Annotated in this window: 18 protein-coding genes and 1 pseudogene; 9 read left to right on the top strand and 10 right to left on the bottom strand. The window is 45.6% G+C overall.

Translation table 11 applies throughout. The features are described 5' to 3' along the window. Positions 1–151: 151 nt before the first annotated feature. Positions 152–3,175 (bottom strand): annotated as a pseudogene (locus OX890_RS07870) (TonB-dependent receptor plug domain-containing protein). 698 nt (positions 3,176–3,873) lie between these two features. Between OX890_RS07870 and aqpZ the strand changes: the two are divergent. From aqpZ to OX890_RS07855, 3 genes are all read left to right on the top strand, one after another. Further along, positions 3,874–4,569, top strand: a complete 696-nt coding sequence (gene aqpZ / locus OX890_RS07865; RefSeq protein ID WP_126491411.1) for an aquaporin Z — start codon at positions 3,874–3,876, stop codon at positions 4,567–4,569. Between the two features lie 164 nt (positions 4,570–4,733). Further along, positions 4,734–5,114, top strand: a complete 381-nt coding sequence (locus tag OX890_RS07860; protein ID WP_006080744.1) for a DUF2750 domain-containing protein — start codon at positions 4,734–4,736, stop codon at positions 5,112–5,114. A 25-nt stretch (positions 5,115–5,139) separates the two neighbouring features. Continuing rightward, the gene (locus OX890_RS07855) at positions 5,140–5,589 is read left to right on the top strand and encodes a hypothetical protein (protein ID WP_006080743.1); all 450 of its coding nucleotides are present in this window, start codon (positions 5,140–5,142) and stop codon (positions 5,587–5,589) included. A 128-nt stretch (positions 5,590–5,717) separates the two neighbouring features. On the opposite strand, the gene erpA is transcribed toward OX890_RS07855, so the two are convergent. Then, a complete protein-coding gene (gene erpA / locus OX890_RS07850) occupies positions 5,718–6,068 on the bottom strand; it encodes an iron-sulfur cluster insertion protein ErpA (protein ID WP_006080742.1) in 351 nt (116 codons plus the stop codon). Continuing rightward, the gene (locus OX890_RS07845; protein ID WP_126491410.1) at positions 6,061–6,864 is read right to left on the bottom strand and encodes a DUF6776 family protein; all 804 of its coding nucleotides are present in this window, start codon (positions 6,862–6,864) and stop codon (positions 6,061–6,063) included. Before OX890_RS07845 ends, erpA begins: the two co-directional genes overlap by 8 nt. 74 nt (positions 6,865–6,938) lie before the next feature. Between OX890_RS07845 and OX890_RS07840 the strand changes: the two genes are divergently transcribed. The 3 genes from OX890_RS07840 to hemL all read left to right on the top strand — a co-directional run bounded on the left by OX890_RS07840 (position 6,939) and on the right by hemL (position 11,265). Continuing rightward, entirely contained in the window at positions 6,939–8,663 is a 1,725-nt protein-coding gene (locus OX890_RS07840) for a chloride channel protein (RefSeq protein WP_006080740.1), read from the top strand. A 263-nt stretch (positions 8,664–8,926) separates the two neighbouring features. Further along, positions 8,927–9,946 (top strand): aspartate carbamoyltransferase, encoded by a 1,020-nt coding sequence (locus OX890_RS07835; protein ID WP_006080739.1) that lies wholly within the window; start codon positions 8,927–8,929, stop codon positions 9,944–9,946. A gap of 26 nt (positions 9,947–9,972) precedes the next feature. Further along, entirely contained in the window at positions 9,973–11,265 is a 1,293-nt protein-coding gene (gene hemL, locus OX890_RS07830) for a glutamate-1-semialdehyde 2,1-aminomutase (RefSeq protein WP_006080738.1), read from the top strand. Between the two features lie 113 nt (positions 11,266–11,378). Here the strand turns inward: hemL and OX890_RS07825 are convergent, their stop codons facing one another. Continuing rightward, positions 11,379–11,576 carry a hypothetical protein gene (locus OX890_RS07825; protein WP_006085044.1) on the bottom strand — a complete coding sequence of 66 codons (198 nt, stop codon included), beginning with the start codon at positions 11,574–11,576 and terminating at the stop codon, positions 11,379–11,381. 551 nt (positions 11,577–12,127) lie between these two features. On the opposite strand from OX890_RS07825, the gene nhaD reads away from it, so the two are divergent. After that, the gene (gene nhaD, locus OX890_RS07820) at positions 12,128–13,375 is read left to right on the top strand and encodes a sodium:proton antiporter NhaD (RefSeq protein ID WP_006085043.1); all 1,248 of its coding nucleotides are present in this window, start codon (positions 12,128–12,130) and stop codon (positions 13,373–13,375) included. 106 nt (positions 13,376–13,481) lie between these two features. Here the strand turns inward: nhaD and OX890_RS07815 are convergent, their stop codons facing one another. Further along, entirely contained in the window at positions 13,482–14,600 is a 1,119-nt protein-coding gene (locus OX890_RS07815) for a general secretion pathway protein GspB (protein WP_268650382.1), read from the bottom strand. Then, positions 14,600–16,273 carry an ExeA family protein gene (locus tag OX890_RS07810; RefSeq protein WP_268650381.1) on the bottom strand — a complete coding sequence of 558 codons (1,674 nt, stop codon included), beginning with the start codon at positions 16,271–16,273 and terminating at the stop codon, positions 14,600–14,602. The genes OX890_RS07815 and OX890_RS07810 overlap by 1 nt, the downstream gene beginning before the upstream one ends. A gap of 178 nt (positions 16,274–16,451) precedes the next feature. Here OX890_RS07810 and OX890_RS07805 point away from each other — a divergent pair, with 178 nt between their 5' ends. Together OX890_RS07805 and OX890_RS07800 are read left to right on the top strand one after the other, a co-directional pair. Next, complete coding sequence (locus OX890_RS07805) at positions 16,452–17,702, top strand: multifunctional CCA addition/repair protein (protein WP_011846144.1); 1,251 nt, start codon at positions 16,452–16,454, stop codon at positions 17,700–17,702. 233 nt (positions 17,703–17,935) lie between these two features. Continuing rightward, a complete protein-coding gene (locus tag OX890_RS07800; RefSeq protein ID WP_006080732.1) occupies positions 17,936–18,202 on the top strand; it encodes an Lpp/OprI family alanine-zipper lipoprotein in 267 nt (88 codons plus the stop codon). Positions 18,203–18,823: 621 nt separating this feature from the next. Here OX890_RS07800 and OX890_RS07795 read toward each other — a convergent pair. The 4 genes from OX890_RS07795 to folB form a co-directional block, all read right to left on the bottom strand. Next, entirely contained in the window at positions 18,824–19,666 is an 843-nt protein-coding gene (locus OX890_RS07795) for a putative RNA methyltransferase (RefSeq protein ID WP_268650603.1), read from the bottom strand. 117 nt (positions 19,667–19,783) lie between these two features. Then, positions 19,784–20,584, bottom strand: coding sequence for an undecaprenyl-diphosphate phosphatase (locus OX890_RS07790; protein WP_006080730.1), 801 nt, complete (start codon positions 20,582–20,584; stop codon positions 19,784–19,786). 18 nt (positions 20,585–20,602) lie between these two features. Next, positions 20,603–21,106, bottom strand: coding sequence for a 2-amino-4-hydroxy-6-hydroxymethyldihydropteridine diphosphokinase (gene folK / locus OX890_RS07785; RefSeq protein WP_006080729.1), 504 nt, complete (start codon positions 21,104–21,106; stop codon positions 20,603–20,605). A gap of 69 nt (positions 21,107–21,175) precedes the next feature. Then, positions 21,176–21,526 (bottom strand): dihydroneopterin aldolase, encoded by a 351-nt coding sequence (gene folB / locus OX890_RS07780; protein WP_006080728.1) that lies wholly within the window; start codon positions 21,524–21,526, stop codon positions 21,176–21,178. Between the last annotated feature and the right edge of the window lie 41 nt (positions 21,527–21,567).

Below are 21,567 nucleotides of genomic sequence, written 5' to 3'. Positions count from 1 at the left end.
CAAGGGTTAGTGTCCTCTAAACAGTTAAAAAATCAATGCGTGCAGCAACCTATTGATGTCAGTATGTTAGCTAAAATCGGCAAAAAAACCGCATGCAGGGAGCCACATGCGGTTTAGCAAACTATAAGTTAATAGTCTCAGCTCAGTGAGCTTAGAACTTAAGCTCTGCACCTAGGTAGGCATAACGTCCCACACCACCACCATAGGCGCTGCTGTAGTTACCATTACCCGTTTCGACTAAATCACCGGTATCGGCCACCCAAGGACCTTGATTGTCGAAAATATTACGTACACCGCCGTATAAACGTAATTCAGCCTGGCTCACATCCATCGTATAAGACACAGACAAATCGTGGGTGATATACGAGCTGTAGAATAGGAATGCAGGCGTTTCTGGATTGGCTATAGCAGTGACATCACCAGCGTCGAGTTTGGCTTGGTTTTCGGCTTTCAGCACGTTCCACTCTTCAACTCTATCGTGGCTATCGACCATGGCGCTCTTATACTTCGCGCTCCAACGCAAACGCCAATCTTCATTACTCCACGTTAATGAAATTGCACCTCTGTCCTCAAAAATCCCGCTGGCAAGCTCACCCACATAGTCATCTTCTACTAAACCATCGGCGCCGTAGTAGCTAGTGCTGAATTCCAACACATGGGTCCAGTTGGTTTTTAAGCTAAGTTCACCGTAACCATCCAGCTGCCACTCGTAGGCCATGGCGATATCAACACCACGGGTGACAATGTCATTCAGGTTCTGTTCCTGTTGAATCACCTGAGTGATTTGCCCTTCAGTATCCCGGCTAATGACCTGACAGTACTCGTTATCGGCGCCGTAAGGATTACTCGAATTGTAACATTCGGCCAGAATATCCTCGTTGCTTAATGAACCAATGGCATCTGCGACTTTAATATCGTAATAATCGACCGCCAGATTAAAGCCTTCGAGGAAGGCAGGCGCCATGGTAAAGCCTAAGGTATAGGTATCCGCAGTTTCCTCGGTGAGGTTTTCGTTACCGGCGTTAGGCGAATATTTAGAACCGCCCGCATCCTCAAAGACACCGTTAGTCGCAATTGCAGTTGCAACACCAGGATCCTGGCGGCAACTATCATGCCCAGCCCCTGTTGAGGTTGTAGTTACCCCATCACAAATATCGCGAATACTGTCATAATCTCCACGCGGTGGAGAGATAAGCTCAGTAATATTCGGCGCGCGTTGCGAGCGAGAGTAGTTAGCACGTAGGGCATAGTCGGCAATAGGTTCCCACAAAATACCCGCGCGATAGCTCGACATTAAGTCGATGTTTTTCTGGCTGTAATCCGCAAGACGCAATGACAAGTCCAGGTCGAGCTTATTGGCAAAAGCCTCATCCCTTAACAAAGGAAGATTCGCTTCACCAAAGGTTTCCCATACGGTTACATCCCCTTCGAATGGCGGCACGTCGTTAAAGGTAATCGCATCGCCACGCATCGCTTTATCGGTATCGACGGCTTGAGTATCACGGCGGTATTCCACCCCGAAGGCAGATTGTACGCCACCAGCGGGTAATTCGAACAATTCACCGGAGATAAATCCTAGAGCATTGAATTGAGTGATATCAGTGTTGATATAAGGATTGGCACGGATATAGTCCGCCCCTTCCTTGCTGATTGAGCCTTCACCAAAGATATTCACTGGGACGCAGCCTTCGGCTCTGGCCTCTTCACTGGCGCATTGGATAGTGGTGCCATCGGCAGCATATTCGGCATCGAGGGCATATTTTAGACGTCGAATACTGATCTCATTGCTACGGCGTTGACGCTGTTCAAACTTACCGTAACCTAAGGAGGCATCCCAGGTCCAAGTCTCAAATAAGTTACCTTGTAATCCAGCCCATGTACGCAGAGTTGTGCGCTCGTTATCGCTCTCAACTGGCCCTACTTCTTGGAAGCGGCGATCCCAAGTAATGCTCTTACCAGCCGTTGCGGCGATTTCAGCCGGGACGTAAGGATTATTTGGTGAAATACTGCCCGCCGCAATAGTGCCAGGGAGACCCGTCACAGGATCGATATAGAGCTCAGCGTCGTTATAGTCTTGGCCTTCGGCATCGGTACGACGAAACGCGGTATTACGGCTAAATTGTACTTGCACATTGGCGCGCACATCGTCGCTGAGGTCATAGTTCATTTTGACCGCTGCAGCTAAGGTATCCTCAGGAACCTTTAGCAGACCAGTGGTGTAGCCGTTGTAACCGTCACGTTCTTCTTTAAAGTCGGTATTAAGCTCTGTACCATCGTACCACCAAGAATTTGACTTAAAGCGACCGCCAACGATGTCATTGCTACGCTCACGCCAATCGTCTCGGGTAATATCACGCATACACTGATCGCCATCGACCGTGTTCATGGCATTACACATTTGCTTTTCATCGTAGGCAAAGCTTGACTCATACAGGGCTCTTTCCCTGTCAGTAGCAAATAACCCATGTTGCTTATCGTAAGTGACACTGGCGAAGATATAACCTTTATCACCATTAACATCAGCACCATACCCCACATCAACTGTGGTTTCACGGCCACCACCGTCGGTGGTTTCGCCGCCACGGGCGTTAATCTCAAAGCCGGTCTTATTCTGCTGGGTGATAATGTTAACCACCCCGGCAATCGCATCAGAACCATAGACAGCAGACGCCCCACCAGTGATGATTTCGACCTTATCGACCATAGCCGCAGGGATAGTGCTTAAACTGACGTAGTTACCGCTATAACTGTTTGATACTACGCGGCGACCATCAATCAAGGTCAGGGTGCGATCTGTACCTAAGTTGCGTAAATCTATGGTAGAAAGACCCGTATTTTGCACACTCGATTGACTATTTGTGCTGCTAACCCCTTCTGCCAATGCAGGAATTTGGTCAACTAAAATATCCGCCAATGAACCGATACCACTATCGGCGATATCTTTCGCATCTAAGCCCTGTAGCGGAGTGCTAAGGGAAAAGCTGTCACGTTTAATGCGCTAGCCTGTCACTGTGACTTTTTCTATAGCTTCTTGCTTATCCGCGACCTCAACTTCAATTCGATTGGCGCTCTCATTCACCGCATTCACTTCAATCGTTTCGGCAGCCCAGGCTACCGAAGGAGCAATACCAAACATTGATGCTTGTATCGCTAAGGTCAATAGTTTCTTCTTCATCCTTCCCACCTTCACTTTTAGACATCGCAAACTATTTTTGTTGTTATTTGGCTCTGTCACTTGAATTAATCCAAACGCCTTAGTCAGCGATTTTTCATCAAAGACTTTGGTCTAATCATGGTTAGCAACACAGAAAACACACAGTTAACATTTAAGTAACCCAGCCCTTTTACTTTGCTTAGTAAAGAGCGGCAACGAAATACCCCTCGTTTATTTCCCCGTTTTATATCTATTAAATATCTATTCTTTTATTTTCAAACAATTATAAACATCAAAGAAGAATTGTCCGACTACTAAATACACAAGAAATGAGGGAAAGAAAATTTCCTCATTCACCAGATTGCCACCCATACAACCTAGGCAAGTGACAAACAAAAAATGGCTAATGTCCCCCAGAATAAGCAGCTAATTGACGCAATATGCCATGCTCAAAAATGCACAATATAAAAACCCATCTATGCTTGATCACAGTTGTGTCATGCAAACTAGCTAAAGTTATTGTTAACTAAGCAATAAATACATAATTCTCTGGTTGTGATGGTCAACATAGGTCCGAATAATCTGAGGGCGCAACACTTCAATTGAGAAAATGGTTATCTATCTAGCCAAACTTAACAAGCAAGATAAGCAATGACTTATGCACTAAATGCTAAGCGTATGTCGGCATAAATCGACTGGATAGGATAGAAAATGAATCAATGAATATGTCACAAAAAATGGCGGCGGAATTTCTTGGCACCTTGTGGTTAGTCCTTGGAGGCTGTGGCAGTGCGGTACTTGCCGCTGCATTTCCCGAGGTGGGCATAGGCTTACTCGGTGTCGCACTCGCGTTTGGCTTAACGGTTCTAACTATGGCCTTTGCGATTGGCCATATTTCAGGTTGTCACCTTAACCCTGCGGTGTCATTCGGCCTTTGGGCTGGTGGACGTTTTCCAGCGGCAGAATTATTGCCCTATATCATAGCCCAAGTCGCGGGCGGGATTGCAGGGGCGGGTATCTTGTATCTTATTGCTTCTGGGCAGGAAGGATTTTCACTCGCGGGCGGATTTGCCTCTAACGCTTTTGGTGAGCACTCCCCTGGCGGTTACAGCATGCTGTCGGTCATGATTTGTGAAGTCGTTATGACACTGTTCTTCTTAATCATTATTTTAGGTGCCACCGATGAACGCGCACCCAAAGGGTTTGCCCCGATTGCGATAGGTCTAGGCTTAACCTTGATCCACCTTATCAGTATTCCAGTGTCCAATACTTCGGTGAATCCTGCGCGCAGTACAGGTCCTGCGTTGTTTGTCGGTGACTGGGCGGTATCGCAGCTCTGGTTATTCTGGGTAGCACCGATTGTCGGCGCGATTTTGGCAGGCTTTATCTATCGCTACTTCCGCGCGGCAGAATAAACATCGAAGATCTAACACAACAGTGCCCTCTTGGCGCTGTTGTTCTTTTTCTAATCCCGCTCTAATGTTACCATTTAGCCAACTGGTGAATTTTGCTGTGCCCTAGGTTTTTACATTAGAGACACAACAGGCTTCGCCCTATTCAAGCAAAAGAGATATTTTTCATGAGCAAGACTGTTAAAACCCTCGCTGAGACAGCAGCAATGACACCAGAAGCCCGTTACGATTACCTCGTTGAGCAAGTCAAAGAACATAAAGTTCTTTGGACATTACAAGACCAAGACGGTTGCGTAATGCTGACCACTGAAGAAGAGGATTGCATTCCAATGTGGCCAACCGAAGAAGCGGCTGAATCTTGGGCTGTGGATGAGTGGAGCGATTGCCAAACATTAGCGATCCCATTCGATGAATTTCACGAAAGATGGGTGCCAGGCATGGAAGATGACGACCTGTTCGTTGCCGTGTTCCCAGTATTAGATGATTTAGGTGTGGTTATCCCACCTTATGAGTTAGATCAACGATTAGCGCCTAAGCAAAGCCATTAATCTCAATCGCTAAGCGAGAATGTCTATGAGCGAGCAAGAATCGGCTATACCGACACCTAAGGCTGACGCGGCCGTGAGTTCACGTTTACCCAAACGACTGATTGCCCTGCTGCTAGTGTATGTTGTTGCATCCGTGAGCGGCTTAGTCGCTAAACAAGGCGTGTTATTTTGTCTACTGACACTTTTAATGGTGATTGCCATTATTGGTCGACAAAAGGCGGCGCTTATCATGCTGCGTGGCTACACAGTCGTGCAGCTTGGCTTGATTAGCATGCTGCCAGTGATCATGTACGATCCCGGCAATTTAGTGGTAGGCCCGACGACGGTGCATTTAGGTGAATGGCAGGGCAAACTGCCTGACTATGTGATTTTTATCGCGTTAATCATCTTGTCATTACTGCAAGTCTGGGTCGCTTTTGATAAAAAGGTAAAGGCGTGGTTTAAACCTAAGCTTAACCTGAACATCATGAGTTAAGTTCGTAGCATACTGAATTTTGCCCAACAAAAAGCCGTCATTACGACGGCTTTTTTGATCTCACCTCACACCTTAAAAGCGCTAAGTGAGCAGTCTTTATAGAGAAACTCTTTACACAGAGACAATCTTTATACAGAGAAACTGGCACCACAGCCACAAGTTGTGGTTGCGTTAGGGTTTTTCACAAAGAAGCGAGAACCTTCGAGTCCTGAAGTGTAATCCACTTCACCACCGACTAAATATTGTAGGCTCATAGGATCGACAACTAAGAGGACGCCTTGTTTTTCTATCGTAAAATCGCCGTCATTGACCTTTTCATCAAAGGTAAAGCCGTACTGAAATCCAGAACAACCACCACCAGTCACATAGACTCGTAGCTTAAGTGCAGGATTTTGCTCTTCTTCCAGCAAACCTTTCACCTTAGCGGCTGCCGCATCGGTAAATTGGATTGGCATTGCTGTATCAGCTTGATCAGTCATTACTACCTCTTACATCAGTTTTCTGGGGCAAATTATCCTTTACCTGACTGTTTTGTTCAAGTATTACCCGTGGTTCTTTTTCACCCTGTAATAACTCAGGGGCACTATAGACATGTTCTGTCTGCGAATTCTTGGTCCAGCGGCTCGAAGGCACCAGCACTTTGACTTTCACTTGCTGTAAACTAAAGCCTGCAGGAACAGTGAACTTGGTATCTATGACCTGAAAATAGCGAAAATCAAATTCCAACTTAGAACCCGTGAGTTTTTTCACACTCAAGCTAACGGATTTCCCCTCCTGCACGCCCATTAATGTCAATTCGACTCGACCTTGAATCGCTTGCTTGCGCTTTTGCAGCTGAGTTAATACCAGTTTGAGATTGTACTCATCGGCTAAAACGCCCGGCGTCATTTCAAGTCCGTGGATGGCGACACCTTCGGCATTATCATCCGGTGTCATAATGCTACGGTAAAACGCCAGCTCATGTTCCAATTCTTTTTGCTTTTTCATCTGCTGGCCAAACATATCTTGCATTTGGGCGTTAGCCTCACGCTCGACGGACAGCTCTAGATTTCGGGTCGCTAGTAATTGGGTCTGTGTTTCTAATTCAGCACTCAAGCGTTGGGCTTTGCTGCTGATGTGTTTAACCACGGGCTCATCACTGCTTAGTAGCAGAAAACTTATCCAAGCCCCAAAAAGAATAGAAACTAACACTAAAAGCGATAAATACACTGAAGATGGACGATACTTGAGATCCATCACTTGCAGCCGATCTAGCCAACGATGATAATTTGGCATTAGGTAACAGCCCCTTATATAAAATACAATCAACTCAAGAACGAGTTCGATACAATACAACTCAGGCCAATGCAGTGCAATTAACGATAAATAAAGTCGCTATTCAACATGCCATAGTCACAGCCAAAAAGTATTTAACCAATGAGCTACGTGACCATTTATCCCAAGCGAGGATCAGTGCGCAACTGTGCATACTGGCACTGCTGTTTGCCATTTTCGCATCCTGCGTGATCTTACTGTTTCGACTCTTGCTCGTTTGGGCCAATCATTACACCCAAATACAGGCGCTGGATTTTACGGGGAACGTCGCCGACTGGCGAGCCCTGTTACCACTTTTAGGCGCAATATTAATTTGGATTGTGGCTAAGCTAGGCTCCAAACGTTATAAGCGTATGGGAATAGCCTATGTGTTACATAGAGTTAAACTGCACTACGGTAAAATTCCGCTGCAATCTGCCGTAGGGCAATTTTTTCAAGCATTATTCGCCCTCGGCACCAATTTCTCCGTCGGCCGCGAAGGCCCTGCTATTCATCTGGGCGCTGTCAGTGCCAGTTTTCTCGCCGAAAAATTCAATCTTCCCGATAACAGTGTGCGCATTATGTGCGCCAGTGGCATTGCAGCAGGGATTGCCGCGACCTTTAACGCGCCCTTGGCGGCAGTGATTTTTGTTCTCGAAGTGATTGTCCGCGAGTATAAAGTCCATTACTTCTTCCCGATTATGCTCTCCGCGATTTGTGGCGCGGTTTCAAGCCAATTAGTGTTTGGTAATGTGCACGAATTTGACCGTATTCAAGTGATCCACATTCCCTTAGATCACTACCCTATTCTCGCCATCGGCGGCGTGGTATTGGGCTGCGCTGCGGCGCTGTTTAATTACTCACTCTTAAAAGTCACCGCGACGGGACAAAACTGGCCACTGATTTACCGACTATTATTGGCGGGCAGCGTCACCACGCTAATCGGTCTCGTGTTGCCGCAAGCCCTTGGCACGGGCGATCTCGCCATTAGCGAAGCCATTAGCCAACATCCAAGCCTGTTGCTGTTAATCGCCCTGTTATTTGCCAAAATCATTGCCACTATTGCGGCGATTGGCTTAGGTATTCCAGGTGGTTTGATTGGTCCACTCTATGGTATCGGCGCGCTGCTCGGCGCGATTTTGGCGCTGATCAGTGCCATCTTATTCCCGTCCATCGCCCCTTATGTAGGGCTTTACACTGTGATCGGCATGACGGCCATGATGGGCGTGTGCTTAAGCGCGCCGCTGGCGGCGTTAGTCGCCCTGCTAGAAATGACCAATGATGCCAGTATTATTCTGCCGGCGATGTTTGTGACTATTCCCGCATTTTTGATTGCCTATCAAGGCTTTAAGACTAACTCTATTTTTTTTAAACAATTAGAAATCATGGGGCTAGGCTATAAAGTTGCGCCAGTAAATTTAGCGCTGCAGAAAAAAGGCGTGCGAGCCTTGATGGATAAACGCTTTGTTATCGTCAATAACAACGATGAATTGTTACTCGAAGTGCTTAAACGGGCCGAAGGTCGACCTGTGCTGGTTCGCAATGCCGATGGTGTTATCGAAATGCTCAGCCTTGAAATGCAATCCTACGATGACAGTACCACACTATCGCGCCATCCCATGCAAGGCTTAAGCGACAGCACTACGCTCAATGAAGCCTATTTACTCTTGTCACCCAAGCGCAGCGGTGAGGTGTTTATCTATCAAGATACGCCAGATAACGTGGTCGGAGTGATCAGTTGGTCGAACCTGCAACAGGAAATTCGCTTAGGCCAAGCCTAGTGCCAATTAATAACATCAATTAAAAACTTGATATCAATTTAAAATCTGATAGTGATGTAAAACCTAATATCGATGCCAAACCTAAGGCGGCAGATTAAAAGCTTTGGGCTTCATCGCAAAAATCTAACACAGTGGCAATGTGGCTATTTCGTTGCCCCTGTGCTTCTGCTACAATCGCGCCTCAGCCACCCTACATAACATCAGGGCAGATAAGCGCGATACCGCAGCTTAAAATGCCCCCTAGCAAATTGGAAAACAGGCTGATGAATCAGTTCGAAGGATCCCATATCCTCTCCGTAAACCAGTTAGATCTTGACTCAATCCAAACTATTTTTAATGTCGCTAGCCGCATGATGCCCTATGCACTTCGAGAGAAGCGCAATAATGTGCTCGATGGCGCCATTTTAGGTAACCTGTTTTTCGAACCCAGTACCCGTACCCGCGTAAGTTTTGGCTGTGCCTTTAACTTACTTGGCGGCCATGTACGTGAAACCACAGGTATGGCTTCATCGTCTTTATCTAAGGGTGAATCCCTGTACGATACGGCGCGCGTGTTATCCACTTATTCCGATGTGATTGCTATGCGCCATCCAGACTCTTATTCAGTGAAAGAGTTTGCCGAAGGCAGTCGCGTCCCAGTGATCAACGGTGGCGATGGTTCGAACGAACATCCGACCCAAGCTCTACTCGATTTATACACTATCCAAAAAGAACTCAAATGTGCCGGCCGCGGTATCGATGGCATGCACATAGCAATGGTCGGCGACTTAAAATTTGGCCGTACCGTGCATTCACTATCACGCTTACTCTGCATGTATAAGAACATCAGTTTCACACTGATTTCACCTGCTGAATTAGCGATGCCTGATTATGTGATCTCCGACATTGAAAATGCTGGCCATAGCATCAAAATAACCGACCAGCTTGAAGGCCATTTAGATAAAGCAGATATTCTGTATCTCACTCGCATTCAGGAAGAGCGCTTCCCTTCACAGGAAGAAGCGAATAAGTATCGCGGCAAGTTCCGCTTAAATCGCAGTATTTACACTCAGCATTGCAAATCTAACACTGTCATTATGCATCCGCTTCCAAGGGATTCACGCGCGCAAGCCAATGAGTTAGATAATGATTTGAACAGCCACCCTAATCTCGCCATCTTCAGACAGGCTGATAATGGGCTGTTAATTCGCATGGCTTTGTTTGCATTGACACTCGGCGTTGATCATCAACTCGAAAAATATGAGTGTCCGGTTAATTGGTATTCACGTAAAGCCGATCGCTAGTTGGCTACAGACTTTAAGGACTAAACATGACTCGTTCCGAAGCGCTATTTGAACAGGCTAAAAAAACCATCCCCGGCGGCGTTAACTCTCCGGTTCGTGCATTTAATGGTGTAGGCGGTTCGCCCCTGTTTATTGAAAAAGCAAACGGCGCTTATATTTATGATGCCGATGGCAAAGCTTATATCGACTATGTCGGTTCTTGGGGCCCGATGATCCTCGGCCACAATCACCCTAAAATTCGTGCAGCAGTATTAGCGGCGGTGGAAAATGGCTTGTCTTTTGGCGCACCAACAGAACTTGAAGTGCAAATGGCCGAGAAAGTCATCTCTATGGTGCCTTCTATCGAGCAAGTTCGTATGGTGAGTTCAGGTACAGAAGCCACTATGAGCGCCATTCGTTTAGCACGTGGTTTTACTAATCGTGACAAGATCTTAAAATTCGAAGGTTGTTACCACGGTCATGCGGATTGCCTATTAGTTAAAGCAGGTTCTGGTGCTCTAACCTTAGGTCAACCTAGCTCACCCGGTATTCCAGAAGATTTCGCCAAGCACACCTTAACGGCTGTGTATAACGACTTAGATTCTGTTAGAACCCTGTTCGAGCAGTATCCAACTGAAATTTCTTGCATCATTATCGAGCCCGTTGCTGGCAACATGAACTGCATTCCACCTATCCCAGGTTTCCTTCAAGGTCTGCGTGATATTTGTGATGAGTTCGGCGCCTTAATGATCATCGACGAAGTGATGACAGGGTTCCGCGTATCACAAAGCGGCGCTCAAGGTTACTACGGCGTCACACCTGACTTGACCACGCTGGGTAAAGTGATTGGTGGCGGTATGCCAGTGGGTGCCTTCGGTGGCCGTAAAGATGTGATGCAGTTTATCGCGCCTACGGGTCCGGTTTACCAAGCGGGAACGTTATCTGGTAACCCAATTGCGATGTCAGCAGGTTTGGCGCAAATGGAAGCCCTGTGTGAAGAAGGTCTGTACGAAGAGCTAAGCGCAAAAACCAAACGTATTGCAGAAGGTTTTAAAGCGGCAGCTGACAAGCACGGTATTCCAATGGCGATCAACTATGTTGGCGGCATGTTCGGTTTCTTCTTCACAGAACAACCGGAAATCACCCGTTTTGACCAAGTGACCCAATGTAATATTGAGCAGTTCCGTATTTTCTACCACGGTATGTTAGATGAAGGCGTGTACTTGGCACCTAGCGCTTATGAAGCCGGTTTCCTGTCTATGGCCCATGGCGAAGAAGAAATGCGCTTGACCTTAGAAGCGGCTGACCGCGTATTAGCGAGCATGAAAGCGGCAAGCTAAACCTAGATTTTAGGGTTACTGCAGCTTAAAAATAACAAAGGGACGCAATAGCGTCCCTTTGCTTTACTGAGATTTAGCTAGCCTTACTTCGATTCAGTTAGCTTTGTTTAACGTTAGTAGCTATCAGACTTTTTAGAACCTAAAGCCGATTTAAATATTATCGCTGCCACGACCAGCTGTATGGTCAAATTGATATGCTCAATGGCGAGCTCAGGCTGACTCATCACACCCAGCGCAAAAAGCTGCTTGCCCGAATACGTTAACCAAACCAGTGAGCCTAAAAGCAAAAGGCTCCGAATAACAAATGTCATTTACATCTACTCCAAAAAAACAACATCCCGTGTTAACACAATATCCTGTGCCCAGATAAGAAAACAGCCACAAGATAGCGCTCACTTTGTATCCAGTCAAGATTTTGGCAAAGACATTTTTGTGACACGCGAATCAATTAAGCCATTAAGGTCAATAACAGGGGAAAGTGTGGAAAAACGACTCCACTTTGGCCTCAGCATTCATGGATCTCTTGCTGAACAAAAATTAATTGAAGGATCGACAAACTGACTGCTTAGACTTTAATCGTAGATCTCACTTTTAACGCGGTAATCAAATCAAACAATATAGTCAATCACACTAACAAAAATCAAAGTGCCGATATATAAAACCAGTTTATCGCTAAAATGCATGGGATCAACATCACAAAGCAGCAGTAAATTGAGTCACAGCTAACAGTTGCGTTCTTTAGCCCATTATGTTCTGATCCGCACGCGCTAACACGGCTAGCTTAATTCAGCCTTGATATGCTCAATCTTTAGGTTGACTCAAGTCGCCCTACGACATTAAAACAGCAGTTGGAATTGCAGTTATGTTAAATACCTTTCTCATCATACTGGCCGTGCTCGCATTGCTCAGTATTATTTTCGAAGAAGTGACCCACCTTAATAAAGCAAAAACCACCTTATTCTTTGGCTGTATCTCTTGGGTAGCGCTGTTTATGGCTGCTGGAGAACCGGCCAATGAGAAACTCGTTGCCCATCAACTCAATGAAAATTTGCTCGAAATTGCCACACTCTGGCTCTTTCTGATGTCGACCATGACCTTCGTCGCGTACTTGAACGCTAAAGGCATGATCCAAATCATGGTGCAAAAGCTGTTCCCGCAGAAAGTATCGGTGCGCATGTTGATGATCCAAGTTGCCCTGTTCGCACTCGTGCTCTCGGCATTTTGTGATAACGTCACCGCGACGTTAGTGTCATTAGGCTTATTAACCACCTTTAAACTCGACAAGCAAATGCGCCGCAGAATGGCAGTGTTGATTATCTTCGCAGTGAACTCAGGCGGTGTCGCTTTGATCACCGGCGATGTGACAACATTGATGATCTTCTTAGGCGGCCATGTGCATATGTCCGAACTGCTGATGTTGTTTATCCCATCGGCCGTGAGCGTGATTTTGTTGGCAACCCTGTTCTCACTCAAAGCCGAAGGCGTGGTGAGCACGACACCCATCAAACACACCTATCAAACCGTTGATGTCATGATTGCCCTCGTGTTCTTCTGCACGATTTTAATGACCATGTTACTGAACATATTGTTTGGTATCCCGCCAGTGCTGACCTTCCTAACGGGTCTGTCAATCATGTTCCTGATTGGCCATACCACACGTAGCGATAAAGAAGAAATCAAAATCCTTGAGTATATTCGCCAAGTTGAATACGACACCCTGTTGTTCTTCTTAGGTATTTTGCTGCTCGTGGGTATGCTTAAAGAAATCGGCACCTTAGACATGCTGACCGAAGCTTATACTATGTTTAATCCAAACATCTCTAACTTCGTCACAGGTATCGGCTCAGCCTTGATTGATAACGTGCCATTAACAGCGGCATTGTTAAAAGCAAGCCCTGTCCTGAATACTCCAGAATGGCTTGGCTTAACCTATAGCGTTGGCGTAGGTGGCTCACTGCTGATTATCGGTTCTGCATCGGGTATTGTAGCCATGAGTAAAGTGAAAGAACTGACGTTTGTGAGCTACTTAAAATACGTTCCAGCACTTTTCCTTTGCTACAGCGTCGGTTACGCACTGACCCTATTCTTAGCCTACAGACTGTTTGATTAAGTTGAGATTCATTAAGATCAAAAAAGGCGCCTAGGCGCCTTTTTCATTTCTACTTAAGCTATGACTAGCACAGATAACCGCTAGCATTACTCATCGTAAAGCCAGATTAAATTGCAGGCACTTTAAACTGGGTACCTTGAATATCTAACACTATGTCCCGTGGACGAATAGAGATAATCTTCAGCTTACCCGCAATCATATCCCCTTCCTGCAACTCTGCACCGTCTACATTCAGCCACCTTTGGGTCGGATCGCTGGAATACACATGGGCGACAATATTAAATTCAGGCACTTGTAATTGTAGCCCGGCAGGTAGTTGACCGTATTTTGGGATATCATCCGCAGCCGTTTTAGGAATAGGATCTAATTTTGCTTCAGTGACATTCGTCTCCGCCGCATTGGTGTATTCCACATCCTTTAGCGCACTTTGAAAGGAAGCCACTAACTTATCTTCATCGCGACTTTTGTTGGTTTCTAAACCGACATCTTCCGCCGCAGCACTGACTTGCTGACGCAGCGCCTCAAGACTCGCAAGACCCGACTCATTGGCATTAGCGCCTAACATCATAGGTTGCTGTGTTTGCATGTCTGTAGACATAGACGCAACTTCGCGACTTGCTGCGTCCACTTGGGCTGACGTCGACATATAGTCTCCGTAGCTGGAATCACTATTACTCTGATCGCTGTTGTTAGGAACACTATTTTTAGGAACATTGTAACTTTGAGCAGCATTGCTGTTCATATTCGCGCTAGAAGCCTGAGGCGAGTTTGCTACTGCCCCGCCCTGATATTGCGATGATGCAGTTAACTCGGGCAAAGTCTGTGCCCGAGGCAGCGCCACTTTTCCTGCGAGTCGAACACCTGTATTAGCACTGCCTTCAGATTGCGGCTGAGCAACCGATTCTGCCGAGGCAGTCTGAAGCTCACTTTTAGCCACTGTCGAAGCTGGTAATGAAGATGCAGTTGATGACAATACCTTTGCCACAGCCACATTGTTAGTTGAAGCATGTTCGGTTGAAATATGTCGAGTTTGGTCCCAAACACTTAATCCCCAAGCGACGCCAATTCCGGCGGCGACTGCGACGACAAGTAAAGACAGCTTGCCTATCGGTATGCCTGATTTACGTGGCTGCGGGTAATTCGCCCTTGGTGTCATCACTGCATCGGGTAAAGGCGATTGTTGCTGTTGTTTATTACGGGTCACGGCATCGAGTAAAATGGACATCAGCTGCGCGCCCCATTATCGGTTAAACGTGGACCTTGCTGACTTAAATACAAATTTAATCTCACTAATGTCTGATTTCCGGCAATACCATCGGCTTTTAAGCCATGCTGACTTTGGAAGCTTTTAAGATCATTTTCCAGTTGCACATCGAATTGATTGACCCTGCGAGTATTGCGATTATTCACATGGGCTAAGGCATTCTCTAACCACTGCAGTTGACCTGGACTCGATTTTTGGCTGATATCCATCATAGGCAAATTCGGTGCTTGCCATAGGATTTCGAAGGTGCCACTGAAATGTTGATTGAACCAAGCTCTATCAACCCACAGTTGTTGTTCACCTAACTGCATCAGCAACTGCTCGTCATCTACCGCAATCACAGCGCCATAAAAATCCTGCTGGTTGTCATCAACCAAATACACTACAGCTGGATAATTAAGCCGAGTCAGTGACATCCAGTTACCCTGCTGCTGATAACAAGACAATCCTTGCTCAACCGCAGATTGGCAGGCGGTTAAGCCTTTATAGGGTACTTTGCCCCACACGCTAAACAACCCCGCAAAGGCGGTATCGATATCGCGACTCTGATTAATCGCATCATTAAGTAAGCGCTGATTGGGAGCAGGAATAGACACCTGACTGCTTTGCTGATCAACGGGTTGTACTAACTTGCCCATTCCTTCGGTCGTACTCAAAGCTTGAGTGTTTAATGCAGCAACATTTGCTGACGTTGACTCAAGGGCCATACTAGACGCTGACGCGGCATTGACAGGCTTGTCGGTAAATAGCCAATAGGAAACACCAAAAGCGACAAATAACGCCGCAGCGGTTGCTGTCGGCCAAAGATACCTATTCTGAGTCGGCTCCTCTTCACCTAATACTTCAGCCGCAGCTTGTCTCACCATATGATGATCGATGGGCACCCGCGATTGCGCATAGCCCGCCATCAGCGAACGTTCACATAAGAGGTTAATTAATCGAGGGATGCCGCCACTGTACTTTTGCAACACCTTTACGGCTTTGCGGGTAAACAAAGGTTCAAATCGGCCCGCGACTTGCAAGCGATGCAATACATAAAGCGCGATTTCATCTTCATTTAATGGTAATAAATGGTAGCGAGCGGTGATCCGCTGGGCTAACTGGCGCAGCTCTTGGCGCTTCAATAACAGCTGTAATTCTGGCTGACCGATTAAAATGACCTGCAGTAACTTCTTAGTGTCCGTCTCAAGATTGGTCAGAAGTCGCAGTTGCTCCAGCACCTCAGGGCGTAAATGCTGTGCTTCATCGATGATGAGCACGGTATTACGACCTTTGCTGTGATTGTCCAATAAAAAACGACTCAAGTGGTCGGTCAACTGCTTGAGTGTGGGATTGTCTCCGTAGGAAATCTTAAGTTCATCGCAAAGCGTGGCGAGCAACTCGAGCTCTGTTAGCGATGGATTAAGGATAAATGCGGTGTCGGTATTATCGGGCAATTGCCCAAGTAAACAGCGAGATACCGTCGTTTTACCCGTGCCAACTTCCCCTGTTAGCAACACAAAGCCGCCCGTTTCCCCTAACCCGTAGGTTAAATGGGCCAACGCCTCTCTGTGCCTATCACTCAAAAACAAATAATGGGGATTGGGTGCAATCGAAAAAGGGTTATCGCTGAGTCCGTAAAAGGCCTTGTACATACCACCAATCATCCTAATTTAAAAATAACGCCCCACGTTAAAGCGTCCCAATGTTATTGTCAAAATATCCGCAACATCAATGTGACACATAAGTGAGCAAATATCTCGCGACGACTTTATCTATCACCTTAATGGGCATGATAAGCTATGTTTATGACACATTAGCCGAATCTTGCCTGTGAAAATATATCTCGTCGGCGGAGCTGTGCGTGACAGCCTGCTCAATCTCCCTATCAAGGACAAAGATTACCTCGTCGTTGGTGCGACTCCAGAACAAATGTTGCAACTGGGATACCGCCAAGTCGGTAAAGATTTCCCAGTATTTCTGCATCCTAAAAACCAACAAGAATATGCGTTAGCCCGAACAGAACGAAAAATTGGACTGGGTTATGGTGGTTTTAGCTGCCATGCCAGTCCCGATGTGACTTTAGAGCAAGACTTGTTGCGCCGAGATCTGACCATCAATGCTATCGCCCAAGATGAAAAGGGCAACTTATACGATCCTTTTAATGGCATTGAGGATATTAACGCGCGCCTATTGCGCCATGTGTCGGATGCTTTCGTTGAAGATCCGCTTCGCGTATTGCGTGTCGCCCGCTTTGCCGCAAGGTTTCATGCCTTAGGATTTCACATTGCCGCAGAAACTCTGGCACTGATGCGCCAAATTAGCGCAAGCGATGAGCTTAATGCGTTAACAGCGGAGCGAGTTTGGCAAGAAGTCGATAAAAGCTTAGGCGGACCTCACCCCGAGGTCTTTTTCGAGGTACTCCACCAATGCGGCGCCCTTGAAGTACTCTTTCCCGAGATCTTTGCCTTATTTGGCGTTCCTCAACCAGAAAAATGGCATCCTGAAATTGATACCGGTGTGCATACTTTAATGGTGCTCGCCCAAGCTGCCCTTCTCACTGAGGATAAAAGCGTTCGTTTTGCCGCTCTCGTACATGATTTAGGCAAAGCCCTCAGTCCAAAAGAGCATTTACCTAAACATCACGGTCACGGCCAAAAGGGCTTGCCGCTGATAAAAGCGCTCTGCACCCGTTTACGAGTGCCGAACGAAACCCGCGATCTGGCGTTACTGGTCAGTGACCAACATCAGAACGTTCATCAGGCCTTCGAGCTTAGAGCCGAAACGATCGTAAAAATATTCGATAAAGCTGACTTTTGGCGTAAGCCCGAGCGCTTAACGCAGCTTATATTAGCCTGCATCGCCGATATGCGTGGTCGCACAGGATTTGAAAACAACCCCTACCCTCAGGGTGAGTATTTAACTCAATGCTTCCTTGCCGCCAATAATGTCGATATTGCCGCCATTATTGCCGCAGGTTTTCAAGGCGCAGAGATAAAGCAGGCGTTAAATTTACGTCGGATTGAAGCGGTCAGTCAGTTTAAACAAAAAATGCAAACTAAACTGCCGACGGATGAACAGTAATTTGTAAAGGATTTGTAAGTGGCGCATCACTTTATAGTGAAAAATACCCTCCTTTACGATTAGAAATGTCGATATAACTTATAAAAAAAGCTTTTAAAAAAAATTTATATGCCTATAGTGGTTAAACACATTAATATTCGTAGCAAATTAAAATAGCTATGTCATAATTAGGCAGTTTCGCTTACAAAGTAACGAAACATTCAAATCCAACCTATTTTAAGGGATTTTTTACAATGAACAAAAAAGTACTGATGATTGCTGGTTTAGCAATGACTGCCCTACTAGGTGGTTGCGCGAACACTACTGCTCTGGAAGAAAGCGTTGCAACTCTGGGCAACAAAGTTGATCAATTGTCAGCTGATGTTGGTTCTCTGAAATCAGAGCAAAGCAAACTGTCTGCAGACGTTAAAGATGCAAAAGCAGCATCTATGGACGCACAAGCAGAAGCTAAACGCGCAAACGACCGTTTAGACAACGTTGCTTCTCGTTACAAGAAGTAATGAAAGGTAATTTAGCTTACTGTTTAGTAAGTTAAGACAAAAGGCTTAAGAAAGATGAAAGCGATAAGCACATCAATCTAAGCCTTTTTTTATGCCTGTCATTCAAGGTATTGATACTCAAAATTGTCAATCCACTAATACAAAAACGCTAAATTGACTTTAAATTTCCAAACGCATCTTTAAAGGTTATCCCCCAATTTCCTTAAAAAGTTAACTTTTGTATGCGCCTGTATAAACGGATCCCATTCGTCTTTTAATTAAAACCTTCGTTATTAATCTAAGCTTCTCATTTAAACTTTTAAGTATTCTTAAAAGTCAGTCTCGTTTATCTTAAAAATGGTTTTTTATAAAATAATAATATTTCTCTTTTAAAGAAAAGCTATTGACAAAAATCGAGGCTACATGGGAAACAAAGGCAATAATTAGGCTGTATTTGGCACAGAACAAATAGGCCTAAAGTTAAAAATAATAACACCTTCGGCCCATATAACATAAAAACAACATGAAAACGTCAAACAGAATCATAGACTTGAGTAATATAGCCTTTTAAAGCATCTAAAAACCATCGAACTAAGCCTATGAATTGGCTTAAAATTAACCGCATCAACTGCAGATTTTAACCTATAGCGATTCAACCACGCGTTTATATGCTGAGACTAATACATAGTCAATTTCCAACGACTCAAAATGATTAGCTTGAATATCGTGCTTCATCTTGTCAGTTGCACGCCACGCATAAGGCGCCATATCCAATAGCGTTAATGCTTGCTCACCGGTAACAGATAAAGTGAAGCTCAGTGCCTGAGTGTCTTTTACCGATAATGCAGAGGGCAAATTCACTTTGAAAGGTTTTTCAGCCAAGTCAGGATAAATATATTCCCTGAGTTGCCATAGGTGTCGTGGCCCAGGCATAACCAGTAACATGGTCCCATCATCTTTCAATATCCTAACAGACTCTTTTCCCTTTAACGGCCGATCAATAACAGTAATAAAATCCACACAATTATCGATAAAGGGTAATTTCTTAGAAGAGCTTAAACACAAGATCCCAGGAGTCTGCGCCTTCGCTGCAGCAAAAATAGCATTTTCTGCGTCCGCTACGCCCACGTACTGGACGTTTAGCGGATTTTCGACCTCAGCCAGCTTGGAAGCTAAAGCACGCAAGAAGAAGCCCTCAGCGCATTCATAATCCAATAAACAAGCATCAGGCTTGATAGATCCAGTGATTATCTCAGCCAGTTTATCGATCAAAGGCGAAAAGATGCCTGATTCGAGCAGAAAACGCTTAGCTCTAACTTGCTCGCGCGAATCACCAGTCGGCTTTTGGCGTTGTGGTTTAGTAAAAACCCAATAGCCTTGCTCATTCCGATCGAAGTGATGCTTATTGACACAATAAAAACCTTGGGAGGCTTTGTGTTGTTTTAACGCAAGTCCGCAGGTTGGACACTGATATTCGAGACCCATATAAAGCTCCAAAAATAAGTTAAGCTTCAGAAAATGAGGAAGCTCCAAAAACAAAAATCGGGTACATGACCCGATTCTATTATTTATTATCTCACTATGATGACTAAACTCGCGTGGCTAGAAGAAGATAAATCCACACAAGACTGCACCGAGTGCTAAACGATAGATCACAAACGGGGTCATTCCCATGCGGCTGATGATTTTTAAGAAGTAATGAATACAGGCATAAGCGGCAACAAACGAAATCAGAGTTCCTAGGATTAACGCTTGATAATCAATCGGAAGCTCACTTTTCGCCAGATCTTTACCCACTAAAATCGCCGCACCTAAACTCACAGGAACTGACATTAAGAATGAAAAGCGGGCCGCTGCATCACGACTTAAGCCTAACATTAGCGCCGCTGTCATAGTGGCACCAGAGCGCGAAGTCCCTGGGATCAAGGCCAATGCCTGCGCGAAACCAATTAACAAGGCTTTACGCCAGCCCGTCTGATAAACCGTTAAATCGCGGCGCGACATCTTATCGGCCCACCACAACAATAAACCAAATACGACGGTAGTGACCGCGATGACCTCAGCATTACGTAGGTGAGTCGCGATAAAATCCTTTGCCAGAAAACCAAAAAACACCGCTGGCAAGGTCGCCAGAATAATCCACCACGCCAGCTTGCTGTCTTCGGATTGTTGACCTCTGAAAATGCTCGCAATCCAAGCATTAAACATAGTCCATAACTCGTGTCTGAAATAAATTACCACAGCAAATAACGAACCTGTATTCACCGCCACATCGAAGGATAAACCTTGATCTTCCCAACCTAAAAGCTGTGCGGGTAAAATTAAGTGGGCAGAACTAGAAATAGGTAAAAACTCGGTTAGCCCTTGAATAAGCGCTAAAATAATGACCTGAAACGTATCCATGACAATCCTATCAATAAATTAAAACGTCAGCCCTGGGGGCCATTCAAACGTCACAGGCCAAAGTCGCTGTGAATCTTTGTCATACTCTTGCCACAAACTTGCATAGCTTTTATCTACCACGGGATGAATCAATTCCGGCGCTAACTCGGCTAATGGCCATAACACAAAGGCATTATTGACTATCTCAGCACGGGGCAGCACAACAGGCGTTTGGCATACCACATGGTCATAAAGCAGCAGATCCAAATCTAAGGTTCTTGGGCTAAATTTCTTTGCCCCGGCAAGCCGGCCGTGATTCTGCTCGATTTGCTTAAACTGTGCAACTACCGCCGCTATATTAAGATCCGTTTCAGCGCTAGCAACCATATTCAAAAAATTAGTGCCACTAAAACCTACCGCTTCACTTTCATACATAGAAGAGAGGCGCAGCGGCCCGAAACACGCTCGCAGCGATGTTAATCCAGCTTGCAGATGCTGTTCAGGCTCGATATTGCTACCCAGACTGATATAAATACGTGCCATGCTAATGTCCGATTTATCTGAAGATAAACACTATTTCTCAATCAATAGCGCAGTTGATCAAGTACTCATCTAACGTGAACGTTCAATCTCGACGCCAACCGAAGCTGCAGTTGCTACCGCGCCTGGCTTCATCACGACAACTTTCACCCAAGTCACGTTAAATTCTTGAAGTAGGCAATCGGCCACTCGCTCGGCAACCGTTTCGATTAACTCGATTGGATGCTCAGTAACAAGTTGGGTTAATCGATTGGAAACTGTCTCATAGCACAGCGCATATTGATAATCATCCGTCGCTGCGGCAGGTTTATTATCCCACGCCATGTCTAAGTCTAATAACAGGCTCTGATGGATTTTCTTTTCCCACTCATAGACACCAATCACAGTATCAATGCGCAATTGCCGTATAAGTACCTTATCCATGCTTTCTCCAACTAACTGACTACTATGAGGTCTGATAAGCT

Source organism: Shewanella sp. DAU305 (assembly GCF_026802235.1).
In the GTDB taxonomy this organism is placed as follows: Bacteria; Pseudomonadota; Gammaproteobacteria; order Enterobacterales; family Shewanellaceae; genus Shewanella; species Shewanella baltica.
The sequence above is the reverse complement of the archived record's forward strand: the minus strand, read 5'-3'. Positions and strand labels throughout refer to the sequence as shown.